We start from the raw sequence: 14,838 nt of genomic DNA, 5'->3' as shown, positions 1-14,838 counted from the left end.
ATTTAGGCGGTTAGCTCAGTTGGTTAGAGCGCTACGTTGACATCGTAGAGGTCGCTGGTTCGAATCCAGTACTGCCTACCAGAATACATACAAGCTGTACCAAGCCAGACCAAGCAAAGCCGCGCCAAATATGGGTTGCGGCTTTTTTGTTGCCCAGTCAGACCAAGCCAGAACAAGCCAGAACAAGCCATAACAAAATAATTTGGGGGTATGGTTGGGGGTATGAGTTATAGCGTTTGGGGTATGGAATTTTTAGGGCTGGTTTCGCTGCTCATCCAGATAATCAGACCACCATTGCATCAGCTTAATTCGCTCCGCTAAGTATTGAGCATGGTTGTACGCCCGCCGCACCATGTTCCTGTCGCGGTGCGCAAGCTGGCGCTCAATAGCGTCGGGGCGAATATTGCTTTCCTCGTTCATGATCGTTGAGGCGAGTCCCCTGAATCCGTGACCAGTCTGCAGTCCGTCAAAGCCCATAACTTTCAGGGCTTTATTAATGGTGTCACCGCTCATGACAGAGTTGCGTGGGTTATGAACGTTTGGAAATAAGAATTTAAACTTTCCAGTATGCTCGTGTAATCGCTTTAGAATTTCTAATGATTGAGTTGAAAGAGGAATGATGTGTTCAGGCGCGATCTCTTTTTGCACTAATCGTCCTTTCATGCGGCTACCGGGTATCAGCCACAACGCTTCGTCAAAATTGAACTCGCTCCATTCAGCCCAACGCAATTCATTTGTTCTGGGGAAGGTGCGCATCATTAGCTGTATGGCCAGCCGTGTCTCGGGACGGCCGTGATATTGCTCAATGCTTTTAAGCAGATGAGGCAGATCCTCTTTAGCGACGTGGGGGAAGTGTTGTACGGGCGGGCGTTCGCGTAAAAACTGTCTTAGCCCTTGAGTAACATCGGTTTGAACCATCCCGATTCCACAGCCATAACGAAACACCATGCCAACGGCATCTAAAACTCGTGTGGCCATTTCGAGAGCGCCGCGCTCTTCTACTCGCTTCACAGCATCTAAAACCATTTTGCCGTTAATGTTTTCTATCGGTAAATCACCAAAGTACGGATATATATTTGCCTTGAGGGCATTGTTTACCCGCTGGTAATACCCGACGCTCCAGACAGGTTGACGCGTTTCTAGGCATAGCTCGGCTATAGCTAAGAAAGTAGGGCGAGGGTCTTTGCCGAAGTCGTCGTTGGACTCTGCTGGATCAAGGCCTTGCGATAGCTGCTCTTTTGCTTTTTCTCGTAGTGCTCGAGCGGCGGCCAATGTTATTTGAGGATATGGGCCGAACGTCAGGGTATTTTCCTTGCGACTTATAGGGCGTCGGTATTTCAGCCTCCAACGTTTAGAGCCGCTAACAAGCACTTCTAAATAAAGGCCTCCACCATCAAAGTGACGATTTTTACCACCCGGAGCATGTTTTATAGCTCTACACTTTTTGTCGGTGAGTGGGGGAAGTCTTTTGGACATTGATATTGGTCTCCTTGAGGTAAGCATCTGGCTCTTTAAGCCAAGCCAAGATATCCGAACCGCGCCATGCAGTACATGCTCGGCTGGTAATGGTCGCGGCCGGAGCTTGTCCTTTTAAAATTCGTTGACGCCATGTTTCTCTTGAGAAGGGGATTCGGTCTGCAAACTCATCCCAGCGATAAAGTCCTTCGGGCCTTATTGTTTGCACGGCTTTGGAACTGATTCGTGAACGCATATTCTTAGTGCTCATGGTTTTTTCCTTGTGCTCTCCATCCGGCGCCATCACCGAAAATCATGTTTGTTGGACTTAGCTCGGCGCTTAGGCCGATTTTCCCGTGCTCGAGGTAGCCGTACAGCTCACATTTATCGAGCAGTTGATGAGTTTCGCCGTTGCGCAGGGTAAAAAATTGCCCCGGTTCAATATGCTGAAGTCGGGGCAGGGGTTTAGCGTATTCTTTGCGGTTAGTCGTCACATTCGTGTTCCTCTTGTAGCAGTGAGCTCTTGCTCATCCTTTAATTTGTGCGACGCATCGATCCACGAATTCACCAGATCAAGGGCGCTGCGTTGTGCTGAAAGCATGTGGCCTTTGTCGGCAATGCCGATAAGGTCGTGTAGGGTGGTGACGGCCATGCGGATTTTGCTTAGCTCATTGCCGTTCAGCCCGTACTTTCCAATCCGGTTAAAGCGCATACCTACACCTTCTAGAGCAGTGGCCGCATTCTCGAATATCGGCTGCAGAGCGGCTATTTCTTCCTTTGCATTGCCGAACTCATGCAGACGTGCAGCTAGACAAAAACCAAGCGCATTGGCCTGAACAAGGGCAAGGAAGTCAGCTTCGGTGCCGTTGCCGTCTGTCATGCTCGTGATTGATGCGTAGACAGGCATAAGCAGCTTTGTAATAGCGTCGGTGCTAATGTCGTCAAATGACGTTGAAAGCATGTTTAGGCCGATACGAGCCCACGCACGGCGCTTATCAATGAAGCGGGCTGGCTTATGTTTCTTGATCGCTCGGCGCTGAGCTCTGTTTAACGCAGTCATTCATCACTACCCCCTTTATCCATAGCGTACCCAGTGGAGAAACCTACTATGTATGCGAGAACAGCAATAAGCAGGTAGAGAAGGCCTTGCGCGGTGAGCTCAGCCATATATGCACCAGCCGTTAGTTTGTATAGGGCATAAAAAAGGGCAGGAAAACCCAGCCCGAATATCACTCCAAATAGAATCCAGAAAAGCCAACGCTTCATCACACCAGCCTCCCGTTACTCCATGAGCCTTTAAATGGCACGTTTGAGGAAAGAATCACTGGCGATTTCTCGGGGTCATAGAGCTGCGCAGTGCGTTCGAGATTGATTCGCTCCTGCGGGGTTGATTTGAGTTCGCTCCGAACATACACAGAGAGAGGGTCTTTAGATTTCACGGTTGGTTTCCTTTACGAGAATTCGACAATAAGAGTGACGGCAAGGGCGGCGACAAATGAGACGCCCACGGCTACTGCCGACCAGTATTTCTTGGTTCGGTTTTTCATATCATTAGGTGGGTGAATGCAGCACTGCTCAGCAAAAGGGCGAGCGAAAGCGCCGCGACTGTAATAAATAAGCGCGTCATTGATTAATGTGTGAGTGCGAGGGGAGCCAATAAGGCCGTTAAGGAATTATTGGATGGTGAAGAAAAAGAAGTTCTTTTCAGGCCGCTTTAGCACTTCAAAATTAAACTTTGAGGTGCTAAAGCTAGTTGATGGATTGCTATGATTTGGCTAAGAGCTTATCGGCTTGGGTTTTAGCAGCAAGCATTTGGGTTGCCACCGCATCAACAACTTTGACACATACGGAATTACCAAACTGTTTGTAGATTTGCCCTTGTGAAACAGCATCTACAATAAAGTTTTCAGGGAATCCCTGAAGGTTGGCACATTCTCGAGGAGTTAGTTTTCTAGGATTCTTTTTTAAGTGGCTTTGATCGATAAGGATCTCTGAGCCGTCTTTATAGTATCGAGCGCTGATAGTATTGGTGTAAGCAGTATCTTCAGAGACTAAAGAGTATCCAAATCCATTACCTTTAATCTGGTGCTCTAGCTTTCTTTTTTGATGTCCTGCCCAAAGGCGATCAGATATCGTATAGCGATCCTCTCTCTCTGCCAATATTTTTGGGTCTTCCAAAATGTCTCCTACTCTAGTTTGAGTAAGTGGTGGGGTTGGCCAGCAGAATAAATCATCAAAATTTATATCTTTGTAATGATCGAGATCGTAACCTACTATAAAAATACGTTCACGGTTCTGAGGTACGCCAAAATCAGCTGCTCTTAAAATTTTGAAATCAACCCAATAGTTTAGCTTCTTCGAGAGCGTTGCCCGAGCCTCTTCGCTGATAGGTATTTCGTCAGGAATGCTGTGCAGTGAGTCGCCTCGTAATATGCTAAGAATGGTTTTTAAGGTTTTCCCTTTGTCGTGGCCTTGGAGCTGTTTAACATTTTCGAGCAAAAAGGCCTTGGGTCGTTTTTCAGCAACAATTCGTTGGATTTCGAAAAACATTGTTCCTCGGGTATCATTGAATCCTTGCCTTAAGCCAGCTTGCGAAAATGCTTGGCAAGGAAAGCCAGCGAGAAGAATATCGTGATCAGGAATGTCTTTAGCTTTGATTTCGGTGATATCGCCATTTGGCATCTCGCCAAAATTTGCTAAATAAGTCCTTTGGGCAAACTTATCCCATTCTGAGCTGAAGACACACTTACCATTTTGACTTTGAAAAGGAAGCCGTATACCTCCTATGCCAGCAAACAAATCGATAAAGGTAAAGTCATTATGTTTGCTTTCATTATGGCTGAAGGGGGCCGTTCTGTTGTGTTCATTTAAGCGCTCTTCTAGATTTAGAATGGACTCCCATTTTGTCGATGAAGGCTCGTGTTCGCTTTCTTCCCAGCCTCTGATGGTGCGCTCACCAGTAGAGTTTAAGCCTAGTAAGTTTGCAAATTCAGTACGCCCTAAGCCGAGCTTGGTTCGTAGGTTTTTGATGTATTCTGCTCTAATAGTGATGGTCATTTCCTACCTTGGTTTATCTGGTTTTTCTCCCGGCGAGTAATTTTAACTCTTGAGGTTAATTAGTCAAGAAGGAGGAGTGCTCTCGGTCTTGATTATATGTAGAGCTAGGTTTGAGGAGTTAACAGGATTTTTGGTTTTTTGAGGGTAAATTCTTAAAGGATGGAAGGATGTCTAATTTTTATGGTTTAGAGGATTTAAGGCCTTTGATTAATGAATGCCAAGAAGAGTACAAAAGAATTGAGTTTAAGAAAGATGTATTCATTAGCGATAAGCTCAAAGAGATCCTGCTTGATCGTTTTGACAAAAGAGGTGAGTCATTACAAGTTAATGATTACTCAATGGTTTTGACTAATAGGTTGGATTTGACTACGACATTACCATCTTCTTTTTTGTGGGTTGCTAATTGCTTTTGGAAATATGAGCTAGCCTTAAGGAAATACAAATCAGCCTTAATGGATTTAGAGAAATATTTTCAAGAAAATGGGGACGTAGATAATTTCAATATTTATCTGAAAGATCTTCCGCAAAGAAGAGGCGCTATAGTTGAAGAGTACATAAAAGTAGAAATAGATGATGCTGTTGATGCTGTTTTAAGCGATGATGATGATAGAATTTTATTTAGGCTTTTTTTATATGAGAGGGAGTATTTATTTCCAAGAGGCGAAGGAAAAGCCTTAAGCAGGGGGGATGTATATGAGTCTAGCGTGATCTTGGCTGCAGGGATAGTTGTTGCTTCTGCCGCTAAGCTTTTTCAATTGATCAGAAGCTTTTCTGATCATGAGGTTTTGAGAAGTGGTTTTGAGGAGTTAATAAGTACGCCAATAAGCAATGGGCAAAACCTGAAGGCTAAAAACTTAATATTTTTTGGAGCGCCAGGGACTGGTAAAAGCCATAAGATAGATGTACTTATTAACGGATCTAGGCATGTCAGAACGGTATTTCATCCCGATACGCAATATAGCGACTTTGTAGGGTCATTACGTCCTCTTATGTTGGAGGGTGGCGCTGTGGGTTATGGGTTCAGGCCAGGTCCTTTCATTCAGGCTTTTCTTTTAGCGCTTAAAAACTCTAGTGAGCCTGTTTATTTAATAGTTGAAGAAATAAATAGAGCTTCCGCTGCTGCGGTTTTCGGAGAGTTATTTCAACTGTTAGATAGAGATGAAACTGGCGCTAGCTGCTATAGAGTTGATATGGCTGATGTTGATATGCTGTCTTACATCGATAGCGAGCTAAGCAGTTCTGGTCTAGAGAGAATACCAGACGGTAAGCTTTTCTTGCCTCCAAATTTATCTATTCTTGCGACGATGAATAGCAGCGATCAAGCGGTGATGCCAATGGATACTGCTTTTAAGCGTCGATGGCAATTTCAATATTTGCCTATTGATTACAGCATGGCTACTCCTGGTGGGTTTCGAATCCCCACATCGGCCGGTATGACCTATGTGTCTTGGGCAATTTTCGCTAAGGCTGTAAATAACATATTAAGCAGTGAAAATATTCCCGAAGACAGGCTTCTAGGGCATCGTTTTTTTGCTGAACATGAGTTAGCTGATGAGAGGTCGGCGCGCGATGCGTTAACAGGCAAGATATTTATGTACTTATGGGACGATGTTTTGCGGCATCGTCGTCGAGAGCTGATTTTTCGAACTGAAACCACAGATGGCCCTCTTAATACCTTTGCTCAGCTTACTTATGCCTTTAAAACAGAACAGCCAGTCTTAAGTGTGAGGCTGGAGGACGAGCTAGCCTCTTTAATTGACATCCTAGAGCCTGCGGATGATTTATTGGTAGCAGCCCCTGAGGGCCAAGCTTAGCAGATGAGGGGGAATAAAATGAGCGCTAAGTCTATAGAGATTTTTTATGATCGGATCTCTGTCAACGCTTTAGCCAGCTCGAATCAATCATTGTTTGTTGAAATGAAAGAGCGGGGCCTAGCTCTAGGTAGCGATCTAGTTCATTTTTGTGGGATCGTGGTTCTACCTACTAGCGTGGCGCTATTCATGCCCCGTAACACATGCATTGCCGAAAGAGTAAGTAAAAGCACTTTAGCAGCAACCATGCTCGGTTCTCTTGACCGATATACACGTGATAGAGAGACAAAGGTTCTTTTAGGTGATGATGGTGACTCCATGTTAGGTGTCGATAGCTTAAAGCTAGCTATAGACCTACTAGAAGATTATGTAGAGAATGGCTTGTACGCGAGAAGGCTAACAGAGCGTACGATCAACTACGGCAAGCCAGATTGGAAGAGAACGATTTCTAGCTTAAAGGCCTATCCAAGTCGCGGGGGGCCAGTTTACTTAGACATAGCTGGGACTAGAAAGCGCTTCTTTGCTGGTTGTGAAACTGCTCGAATTCATGCGAATGTAATGAGAGAGTTAGATGAGAGTTTTGGTTGGTTTATAACCCAAGGGCCTAGATCTATCGACCCTAATCTAGTTGATGTGACTATTCCGAATGGGACTATTAATGAGCAAATTTCCTATTTGTATAGAGAGTTATCAAAAACCTTTTCTGAGCGTGAATTATTTTTACTCAAAGCTTTAATTCAATACCTAGAGAGAAAAAAAGGGACAGAAACCACTTCTATAGTTATTGGCTTAAGAGAATTTCATGGCATGTGGGAACACATGTTAGGAAGCTGTCTCGAGAATACCTATTCAATTAATAGAGAGTTAGCTACACCAGTTTATAGAGTTAATGGTGCGTTGCAGGCATCCCCACGTAATAGGCAGCGTACAGATATAGTGCTAAGAAAGCCCCAAGCCAACGATTACGTGGTTGTTGATGCGAAATATTATGCAGCTCAAGGGGTGGGTAGTGCACCAGGCTGGGCAGATTTAGTTAAACAGCATTTTTATACTAAAGCTATTGCCCAGATTAGGCCAGAAGCAAAAATTGCCAGCGCATTTGTTTTCCCAGGCGCAGGAGGCCGGTTGCAGGCCGTGCATATGACACAAGGCGAATGCAGTAATCCGGCTGAAGGAGATCTGCTGGATGAAGAGTATCTCCCTATTCATTGTTACTACCAAGAGCCGTGGGAATTAATCGAATCATTTAATGCCCATAAGAAGTTGCCTCGATTATCTGATGAGCTTATGAGGTTAGTCGAGCAGAGTTAACACTTTTTTATAAAATGGCTTTCTCCCCTCCAAGCGCATCCACCAAACCATCTAGCATCGCCGCATATTCAGCAGTCATGAGCGCCATATCCGAATTGAATGCCTCGGCCTCATCACCAGATAGCGTGTCGTTCTGGACTTTCAGCACATCAAGAGGCGTAACACGTTTAAGCGTTAACCCATCATCGAGCACGAAGCTGATCTTGTCGTTCCACGTGAGAGCTAAGCGGGTTACCTGCTTACCGGCTTGAATGTGTCGCTGCGCTTCCTCGGAGCCGATGGTGTGCCGGACATACTTCACAACTGCACGGCTTTCACTAGTAGAGCGTAGTTCGGTGTCTTGGTCGATGCTGAAGTTGGCGGGTGCTTCATCGGCAGCAAGCCAGCTTGTCATGGCGGCAGCAGGGGACAGTTCGGTGTAGAGTGGCCCGGCCGGGAACGGATCAAATGTTTTGGCCAACAAACTCATTACTTCATCGCCTGCTGCATTGCTTGCTGTGTCGATGACGAGCCAGTGATTAACTGGATCAATCCAGACGAGCGTGTCTTTGTGTACTGAAAATGCTCTAGGCATGAGCTCAGTGATGACTTGCTCTTTGATTTCCCGTGTCTGTTTGCGTCCCGGGCGATAGCCTTGCTCCTTCTCGATGTCACGAGCCTTGGCTTGCGCCACTTGGTTTATGACGGAAGAGGGCAGCAGCTTTTTCTCTGAACGGACTGAGAGCAGAATCTGCCCATTGTGGCTATAGACTAAACCCTCACCGTCACGCGGTTCAGTCCAGTCTATACTTACTGGGTCTTGGGATGAGCCGCTTACGAAAGCATGTGGCTCAAGACGGTTTTGGATCTGCTCAATATCGAGCAGCCACGGCTTATTGAGGCGAAAGATTCGCAGGTTTTTGAATAGCATATTGATTATCGAGAAAAATGACCGAAGAGAGAGCTAATCAGATCATTAGGTGCATGAAAGAGTGTTGGTGGCGGCCTAGAGCGCTGATACACTCCATCGCTCAAGATAGGCGTCGGAGTGGAGCATGAAAGTAAATGAGTTTGCATCAAGCGATTGGCGCACTATCTGTGGCTGGCTGTTTTTTGTGGTGTGTGCGCTGTTGGCAGGCTTCGTGCTTGGCTGGTGCTGGCGTGACCGCACGGGGGCGCTGGCCAACGTCAGCATTCTTAGTGCCATGACAGCCTTCGGGACAGTGGGGACCGCCGTTGCTGCGGTTGCGGTCCCCTTATATCAAAATTGGGACAGACGTCGAGAGCAAGCCATTCAAAGCGTTCAAAGCGAATGGGATCTTTCTGAAGAAGTGCACAGGATGAGTGCAATGACTCGTCAAATGGCTAATGCCTTGAAGGATAGTTGGGACGCACCGTCGGTTGTTGAAATTAATCATCTTGAAGCACAGCTGAATATCGCGAAACAGTCGATAGCAGATCGTCTAGGAAGAATGCTGATCGGCGACCTGCTTTACTTGCTGGTTGATCTCCAGAACGAGGCGCGACGTCGTCAAACACTGGGCCTGTCTATTGACGGCATGGCAGTAGGGATTAAAGGTAAGCCCGGCGATGATGAGGTCGCACAAATTCTCGCACAAAGGGGCGAGGCCTGTTACAGCTCAAGCTTCAGGTGGATGGAGCGAGTCATGACACGCTTTGATGCATTAGGAATGAGCGCCCCGGGGGTGGTCAAGGCTTCGGTTAGGGCGAAATCTCGATTTAACGCAGTTGGGGAAGGGCGGGTTGTGCGTAAATCACAAAGTGCTACCTGATCCGCAGCGATACCCCTTGTTCCAGCTTGGCGCCCGGCACTTCGTAGCCCTGCTCAATAGCCTGCTTGATTAGTCGCTTGTCGGGCTTCGGGGTTAATGGCTTGGGGTCCGCCATGTACGTATCTGGAATTTGGCGCTCGTCGAATATGTCGACACCGGTCGGGTTCTTTGTGACGCTGATGGTGAATTGTGGATGCTCTATTTTCTGTGTGCCAGTCATCACCATAGCGTCAAGTAGGCGCTGTTTAACAGCATCGATACGGCTCTTAGCTCGTTTAGCCCGTAACGCCAAACGCTCCGCTTCGGCTGATATAGCCGCTTGATGCGCTTCTAAATTACGGATTACAAAGCCGTAGGACTGAGCTTTGGGTATTAAGTCGCTTTCAGCTTCAAGCGTATCTTTGATTGCCTGCTCGTCCAAGTCTAAATCCATGAGCTTATCGGCAAGTGCCTTGTGCTCATGGGCGATTTCGTACAGCGTGAGCCTTGTCATAACTAAAACCCTTGTCCAAATTCATCACCAAACGGATCGTCGTAATTGCCGGCAGTCGCATTGGCGTAGCCGTTGCTCTGCTGCGTGGTGGGGCGTGATTCGATCGGGGCGCCCTTATCTTTGAGGGTGGCAATAACTCCAGCCAATGTTTTGGGCTGAGTGACACCATCGATCATTTCCTTTGCAGTCAGCTCGGTTTGCGCGTTAAACGGAACAATGATGTTGAATTTGTAGCCACCGGTACCGTCTTGCTTCGTGTAGTACTCCTTTTGCAAGACCAGTCCAACAGGCACTTTGTGCAGTGCAGGGAAGGCAGTTACGCGTCGTTGGTTGCCGTCACGGTCTTTAATATCACCTTGCTTTGGCTCGATGCGACTAACGCCCATAACGGTCATCAGAGCGCTAAGAACCTTGTAGCCGTAAAGGGCTTCGCCGCTTTCGCTATAGGTCCACAGGGTAAGGTAGTTGGCCTGCTGGCCTTCACGAGTCAGGAACGAGATCTCGATACCTTCGGTACCACGTTTGCTCGTGACCGATTCAGCGAGCGTGATTTCGCCGATGTATTTTCCTGATTCATCTACGTAGTTACTTGTTCCTACCTGTGCTGCAGCGGTTGTGTCAGCGGTGTATGCGCGGGGTGTGCTCATGTTGGTTCCTTTATGCGGCTTGTTCTTCGGATAATTCGTAGTAGTTGAAAATTGAGGTGTCGACTTCGGCTAGATCGTTATTGATCAGGTCGGAATCAAACAGGCCCATCGGGGTTTTGGTAGTGTCGTGCCCATTGTTGCGAGTGGAAAACAGGTACTGTCCGTCGTTTACAACTGTGCGCAATACAATGGTGACCATGCCTTCGAGCGTGATCTTTTCGTCCAGCATCTTGCCGATAGTCTTGATTTTGGTTTTGCCGTGCTCGCTGGTTTCGACGTGAGAAAGAATGTAGACGCGTACGTCGTCGGCAAGAGAAGATGCTGCGTTGATGATGTCCCAAGCATTCCGTCCGATTTCCGTGAACTTGTCGAACCCACGCTCATTCGAGCGACGCATAAATTCGTTTGCCATGATGTACTGGAAGTCGTCGATAACAACGATCTTGCGTCGTGTCTTGCGAATAATGCGTACTATTTCGACAGCGTTGTCGGTGATGAAGATGTTGCCTGTTGGATGCTCTTTGCTAAAAGGCTTCCAGTTCTGGGATTTAAACGGCAAAGGCTTTCGTACAGCCTGAATAAGAAGGGTGTTTTCGGGATCAAGGTTGCGTAGACTTGTTGTCTTGCCAGTCCCTGACTCGCCCAAGATCATAGTCGTGATGCTCATAATATTCTCCAGTTCGTGTTGCTCGTGATAGATGGGCGGCGTATGTACGGCCATACCGCTGATTCAGCTCGTTGTAATAAGCTTTAGCGACTGCTTCGTGCTTAACCTCATGCTCGTAATCCATGCGGCCGGCGATGCCGAAAAGTAGGGCAATCACAACGAGCTTCCAGCCATGTTTTTTAAGATCACTCATATCGCTCCCCGTAATAAAGAAGCTCGATCGCAGCCGTAATGATTACGACCGCGCTGGCGTATAGGCAGATAAGCGTTAGAAACTTCATGAAAGGATCTCCAGCTCGTCCGGAGTCAGTGCGGATAGCGTTGCGTCGGCTATTTCGCGTATGAGTACGTCTCGCTGCGCAGTTAGCTGTGATCGCAAATCAGCGTCATCAAGCGCGCAAAGCAGGTCAGAAAACGGCTCACGCTTGGCTTTGACGATCAACCAGTCAATCAACACGTCGCTGATGGCGTCACGCTTTTCGTACGAAGGCAATGAGTCATGGCTGTAAGCGATATATACGTACTCACGGTCGCCTGCCAGACACTCTTTGATTTGGGATTCAAGCTTTACTATCAGGCGCGCGTGGTCAACTGCTTCACGCACAGATTGCGGAGCTGTAAGTGCATTCATAGTGTTCTCGGAAGTAGTGCGCACCGCGTCCGGCGCTAAGGAAAAAAGAAGGAGGGCAGTCACCGGCTAAGTCGGCTCTCGCACCTAGGATTGCGGCTTTGACAGGCTCGCAGTGGCCCTCAAGGCAGAGCCCGACGCGCAGGAGGGCGGCCTGCGTGAAGGAGTCGAGGAGGTGTCGGGCTCTGGCTTGAAGGCAGTCGTCAAGGATTGCTTGATAACTGATTATTCGTTAAAGATTACAAACAGACGCTCTATGTATAGGTTCGCAATACGGGTATATTCGATAATTTGAGAGAATTAATACCTTGAGGTTTTTATGAAATTTCGATTGCTGATAGCAGCGCTTTTCGCGTCCCTTCTTACTGCCTGTGCAGTACATACCCCTTCTGGTTCAGTCATTGTTGATCCAGATGGTCATGGTCACGGGCATAGACATTGCCCACCAGGGCAAGCAAAAAAGGGGAACTGCTAGGCAGTTTTAAGTAAAAGAGTGTGGCGCGCCCAGCAGGATTTGAACCTGCAGCACTCGGTGTAGAAGACCGATGCTCTATCCGTTGAGCTATGGGCGCGAAAGAGTTTTTCAGAGCCAAAGCCCCGCTGGGGTACGATCCCCAGTTTTGGACATGCGTTCAATTGGTCCATTACTGTTTTTTTATACTGGGTTGACCGTGCGCAGAACCAGTTGTTGGTCAGTTGGCTGCTGACCGTCCTCAGGCCTTTCCCGCAGCTTGCCAAGCCCAAATTCTTAGGCGCGGGGGCAATGTCTTTATCTCTCGTCTGCCAGCGAGTCGCGAGATGGCGGAGTTTGTTGTCCGCCGGTGATTCGCAGTTGCCCGAGCACAGGCACTAGATGCTTCGTTGATAGCCCTTATTACGAAAGGCGGTGGTTACTCTGCCTAGGGTGTCAGGCTTAACAAGCTATTTAATGCGAAGTGTCCTATGCTGTAAGAGTCGTACAGCAATTTTGCTGATGTCGACGTTTACTGATAGGGGTTGTAATGAATAAAAGCGAAAAATCACCAAAGAGGGTGAAGGCACAAGGCTCAGACTCCGTTTCGAATAAATCGGGCTGGCCTGCACAACCATCTAGTGCTGGTATCAAAAGAGCAAGCTTTGCTCATTCCCGTAAGCCAGTTAACCGGGGTTCAGGTAGAGGAAGATAGAATCGAGTCAGATGAGCTTTTGGCTGTTACAAACTATGCCTATCTTTAACTGACCATACATGACACTATGAGTACAGGGATATTTTCCCCTGATAATTTAGGATTTATATTGAAAACAGAAATCGGTATTGTGAAGTGGTTTGATAACACACGTGGCTTTGGCTTTATCATGCCAGAGGATGGTAGTAAGGACCTCTTTGCACACCATAGTGAGATCCAAGGAGATGGGTATCACAAAACGCTTGATGAAAACCAACGAGTATCTTTCGTTGTTGGCCAAGGTCAAAAAGGACCATGTGCTACAAGGATTCAAGCTGTCTAATACAGCAGTTCTTGCATAACATAGCAAGAGCATAAAAGAGCAAAGACCGGTAACTCTACGAAGTGCCGGTTTTTTTGTGCCTACCGTACAGCGCACTGTTACAAAGTATAGGTGTACTTAAGTACCTCAAAGCCCCATAGTGTCTGAGTGCGTTAACACACAACTACAACAATTATAAAAAAGGCCAGCATCCACGCTCGCCTATAACTTTTTACTACGCGTTCACTTTTTTCTACGCTACGCTTTTGGCAGCATCAGCTCCCGACCGCTCTCAATGATCAATATGAAGAAGCGTTGGAGATCTTAATGATTTACCACAAGCTGAATCAGGGTGGCATGAGCCCCCTGCACGTATCACCTTTGCTTGAGCCTAAACAAACGGCTAAACAGCAAGAAGAACAAGCTCAAGAAAGGCGACTTACTGAAATCCGCCGTAACTTTGTCCGTAACCTGAAAAACAGGTTCCCTGGATTGCCCTACTAATAAGTAACACCTTGCCACCTAAGCCGCTTTTCTAGGCGGTTTTTTCTTGGCTCAAGCCACGCAGGCCTTGATCTGTTAGTGTTGATCATCGATAGTCTCCTCGCGGATCCGCGCTGTCGGATGGGAGTTTATCTTTCATAGGGAATCCATGCCTGCATGGGCAGCTTGGTGCGCTTGCTGATGACTATCGCGCCTTTTTTGTCAGTCTTGATGCCACGCACCATGATTTTGAGTCGTGATGTTTTGACCTGACGTTTAGCTAAGGCTATCCAGTCATTGCAGAATTGCGGTGCGCAGAACTCGGTTGATACTTGACGAACTCTGCCGCTTTTCAGAATCTCTTGCGCTTTCTCTTTGCGCCACTCCTCTAGCTGTTCGGGTGTAAGTTCTTTACGTTGAGATAGGGGGGTGGTAGGACTTGTTTGCCAATTGTTTGGCCACAACATCAGTCATACCAAAAACACAAAAGGCAGACATAAATATCCTCAATTGCTAAGAAGCCCACAATTGCGGATTAGGTTTAAAGGCTGGGGATTTTTGCTAAAAGACCATCAATCACCAGATCCGCTTCCGTTGATTTGCCTTTATTGTCTTCAAGCATGCTTTTGAAAAATTGTGAGTAGACAGCGTCCGTCAGGATGTTTTCGTGGATTACGTTGTCGTAGCCAAACTCCTTCAGATTTGCCACTTCTTGGTTGATGATTTTGTTTTCAAGGGCTTGCATCGTTTCCTCGCTTCCGTAAGCACCACCATTGATGCTTACCAAAGCGGCCTATTTCTAGGCGCTTTTCTCTAGCATTTAAGCGCTACCAGAGCTGCTAGCTCACTCAGAATAAATAAGCCGTACAAGTTGAGCTTGTCGTGCTTAACGTATTACCCGCGATACTTTCCAATTCGCGTTCAACAGCTCGGACTACCGAGCAACTGAATCCCCAACTAACAGCACTCTTCACGCAGTCTCACACCGCAAGCGCTGGTCGTCGGTTTTATGCCTATTGCTATCGGCGCGGGCATGGATGTTGCGCG

The 14,838-nt window shown here is 47.2% G+C and carries 18 protein-coding genes and 2 tRNA genes; 6 read left to right on the top strand and 14 right to left on the bottom strand.

Going from position 1 to position 14,838, the window contains the following annotated elements:
* Window positions 1-4 precede the first annotated feature (4 nt).
* A tRNA-Val gene (locus AC2UZI_RS08705) sits at window positions 5-81 on the top strand.
* A 171-nt stretch (window positions 82-252) separates the two neighbouring features.
* Here AC2UZI_RS08705 and AC2UZI_RS08700 read toward each other — a convergent pair.
* The 5 genes from AC2UZI_RS08700 to AC2UZI_RS08680 form a co-directional block, all read right to left on the bottom strand.
* The gene (locus AC2UZI_RS08700) at window positions 253-1,476 is read right to left on the bottom strand and encodes a tyrosine-type recombinase/integrase (RefSeq protein ID WP_486943413.1); all 1,224 of its coding nucleotides are present in this window, start codon (window positions 1,474-1,476) and stop codon (window positions 253-255) included.
* Window positions 1,436-1,726 (bottom strand): helix-turn-helix transcriptional regulator, encoded by a 291-nt coding sequence (locus AC2UZI_RS08695; protein ID WP_486943412.1) that lies wholly within the window; start codon window positions 1,724-1,726, stop codon window positions 1,436-1,438. The genes AC2UZI_RS08700 and AC2UZI_RS08695 overlap by 41 nt, the downstream gene beginning before the upstream one ends.
* On the bottom strand, window positions 1,716-1,949 hold the full coding sequence (locus AC2UZI_RS08690) for a hypothetical protein (protein ID WP_486943411.1): 234 nt from the start codon (window positions 1,947-1,949) through the stop codon (window positions 1,716-1,718). The genes AC2UZI_RS08695 and AC2UZI_RS08690 overlap by 11 nt, the downstream gene beginning before the upstream one ends.
* On the bottom strand, window positions 1,946-2,515 hold the full coding sequence (locus AC2UZI_RS08685) for a hypothetical protein (RefSeq protein WP_486943410.1): 570 nt from the start codon (window positions 2,513-2,515) through the stop codon (window positions 1,946-1,948). Before AC2UZI_RS08685 ends, AC2UZI_RS08690 begins: the two co-directional genes overlap by 4 nt.
* Window positions 2,516-3,219: 704 nt before the next feature.
* Window positions 3,220-4,512, bottom strand: coding sequence for a DNA cytosine methyltransferase (locus AC2UZI_RS08680; protein WP_486943409.1), 1,293 nt, complete (start codon window positions 4,510-4,512; stop codon window positions 3,220-3,222).
* A 167-nt stretch (window positions 4,513-4,679) separates the two neighbouring features.
* Here AC2UZI_RS08680 and AC2UZI_RS08675 point away from each other — a divergent pair, with 167 nt between their 5' ends.
* Both AC2UZI_RS08675 and AC2UZI_RS08670 read left to right on the top strand, forming a co-directional pair.
* Entirely contained in the window at window positions 4,680-6,326 is a 1,647-nt protein-coding gene (locus AC2UZI_RS08675; RefSeq protein ID WP_486943408.1) for an McrB family protein, read from the top strand.
* A gap of 18 nt (window positions 6,327-6,344) precedes the next feature.
* On the top strand, window positions 6,345-7,634 hold the full coding sequence (locus AC2UZI_RS08670; protein WP_486943407.1) for an LlaJI family restriction endonuclease: 1,290 nt from the start codon (window positions 6,345-6,347) through the stop codon (window positions 7,632-7,634).
* 7 nt (window positions 7,635-7,641) lie between these two features.
* Here AC2UZI_RS08670 and AC2UZI_RS08665 read toward each other — a convergent pair whose 3' ends face one another.
* Entirely contained in the window at window positions 7,642-8,544 is a 903-nt protein-coding gene (locus tag AC2UZI_RS08665) for a recombination-associated protein RdgC (protein WP_486943406.1), read from the bottom strand.
* A gap of 124 nt (window positions 8,545-8,668) precedes the next feature.
* Here AC2UZI_RS08665 and AC2UZI_RS08660 point away from each other — a divergent pair, with 124 nt between their 5' ends.
* Window positions 8,669-9,406 (top strand): hypothetical protein, encoded by a 738-nt coding sequence (locus tag AC2UZI_RS08660; RefSeq protein WP_486943405.1) that lies wholly within the window; start codon window positions 8,669-8,671, stop codon window positions 9,404-9,406.
* On the opposite strand, the gene AC2UZI_RS08655 is transcribed toward AC2UZI_RS08660, so the two are convergent.
* The 6 genes from AC2UZI_RS08655 to AC2UZI_RS08630 form a co-directional block, all read right to left on the bottom strand.
* Complete coding sequence (locus tag AC2UZI_RS08655) at window positions 9,399-9,899, bottom strand: siphovirus Gp157 family protein (RefSeq protein ID WP_486943404.1); 501 nt, start codon at window positions 9,897-9,899, stop codon at window positions 9,399-9,401. The two genes, AC2UZI_RS08660 and AC2UZI_RS08655, sit on opposite strands and share 8 nt — an antisense overlap.
* A 2-nt stretch (window positions 9,900-9,901) precedes the next feature.
* Window positions 9,902-10,546, bottom strand: a complete 645-nt coding sequence (locus AC2UZI_RS08650; protein WP_486943403.1) for a hypothetical protein — start codon at window positions 10,544-10,546, stop codon at window positions 9,902-9,904.
* 10 nt (window positions 10,547-10,556) lie between these two features.
* Window positions 10,557-11,213: a DEAD/DEAH box helicase family protein gene (locus tag AC2UZI_RS08645; RefSeq protein WP_486943402.1), complete on the bottom strand. Its 657-nt coding sequence runs from the start codon at window positions 11,211-11,213 to the stop codon at window positions 10,557-10,559.
* Window positions 11,146-11,406 carry a hypothetical protein gene (locus AC2UZI_RS08640; protein WP_486943401.1) on the bottom strand — a complete coding sequence of 87 codons (261 nt, stop codon included), beginning with the start codon at window positions 11,404-11,406 and terminating at the stop codon, window positions 11,146-11,148. The genes AC2UZI_RS08645 and AC2UZI_RS08640 overlap by 68 nt, the downstream gene beginning before the upstream one ends.
* An 84-nt stretch (window positions 11,407-11,490) precedes the next feature.
* The gene (locus tag AC2UZI_RS08635; protein WP_486943400.1) at window positions 11,491-11,844 is read right to left on the bottom strand and encodes a hypothetical protein; all 354 of its coding nucleotides are present in this window, start codon (window positions 11,842-11,844) and stop codon (window positions 11,491-11,493) included.
* A gap of 493 nt (window positions 11,845-12,337) precedes the next feature.
* Window positions 12,338-12,413, bottom strand: a tRNA-Arg gene (locus tag AC2UZI_RS08630).
* Between the two features lie 703 nt (window positions 12,414-13,116).
* On the opposite strand from AC2UZI_RS08630, the gene AC2UZI_RS08625 reads away from it, so the two are divergent.
* Together AC2UZI_RS08625 and AC2UZI_RS08620 are read left to right on the top strand one after the other, a co-directional pair.
* Complete coding sequence (locus AC2UZI_RS08625; protein ID WP_430223530.1) at window positions 13,117-13,329, top strand: cold-shock protein; 213 nt, start codon at window positions 13,117-13,119, stop codon at window positions 13,327-13,329.
* A 306-nt stretch (window positions 13,330-13,635) separates the two neighbouring features.
* Window positions 13,636-13,812, top strand: coding sequence for a hypothetical protein (locus AC2UZI_RS08620; protein WP_166409716.1), 177 nt, complete (start codon window positions 13,636-13,638; stop codon window positions 13,810-13,812).
* Between the two features lie 128 nt (window positions 13,813-13,940).
* Here AC2UZI_RS08620 and AC2UZI_RS08615 read toward each other — a convergent pair whose 3' ends face one another.
* Together AC2UZI_RS08615 and AC2UZI_RS08610 are read right to left on the bottom strand one after the other, a co-directional pair.
* Window positions 13,941-14,258 (bottom strand): hypothetical protein, encoded by a 318-nt coding sequence (locus AC2UZI_RS08615; protein ID WP_486943399.1) that lies wholly within the window; start codon window positions 14,256-14,258, stop codon window positions 13,941-13,943.
* Window positions 14,259-14,332: 74 nt separating this feature from the next.
* On the bottom strand, window positions 14,333-14,536 hold the full coding sequence (locus AC2UZI_RS08610) for a hypothetical protein (RefSeq protein WP_486943398.1): 204 nt from the start codon (window positions 14,534-14,536) through the stop codon (window positions 14,333-14,335).
* Between the last annotated feature and the right edge of the window lie 302 nt (window positions 14,537-14,838).

Source organism: Paenalcaligenes sp. DL 463, assembly GCF_057475185.1.
This window is presented reverse-complemented; position numbering and strand designations above follow the sequence as displayed.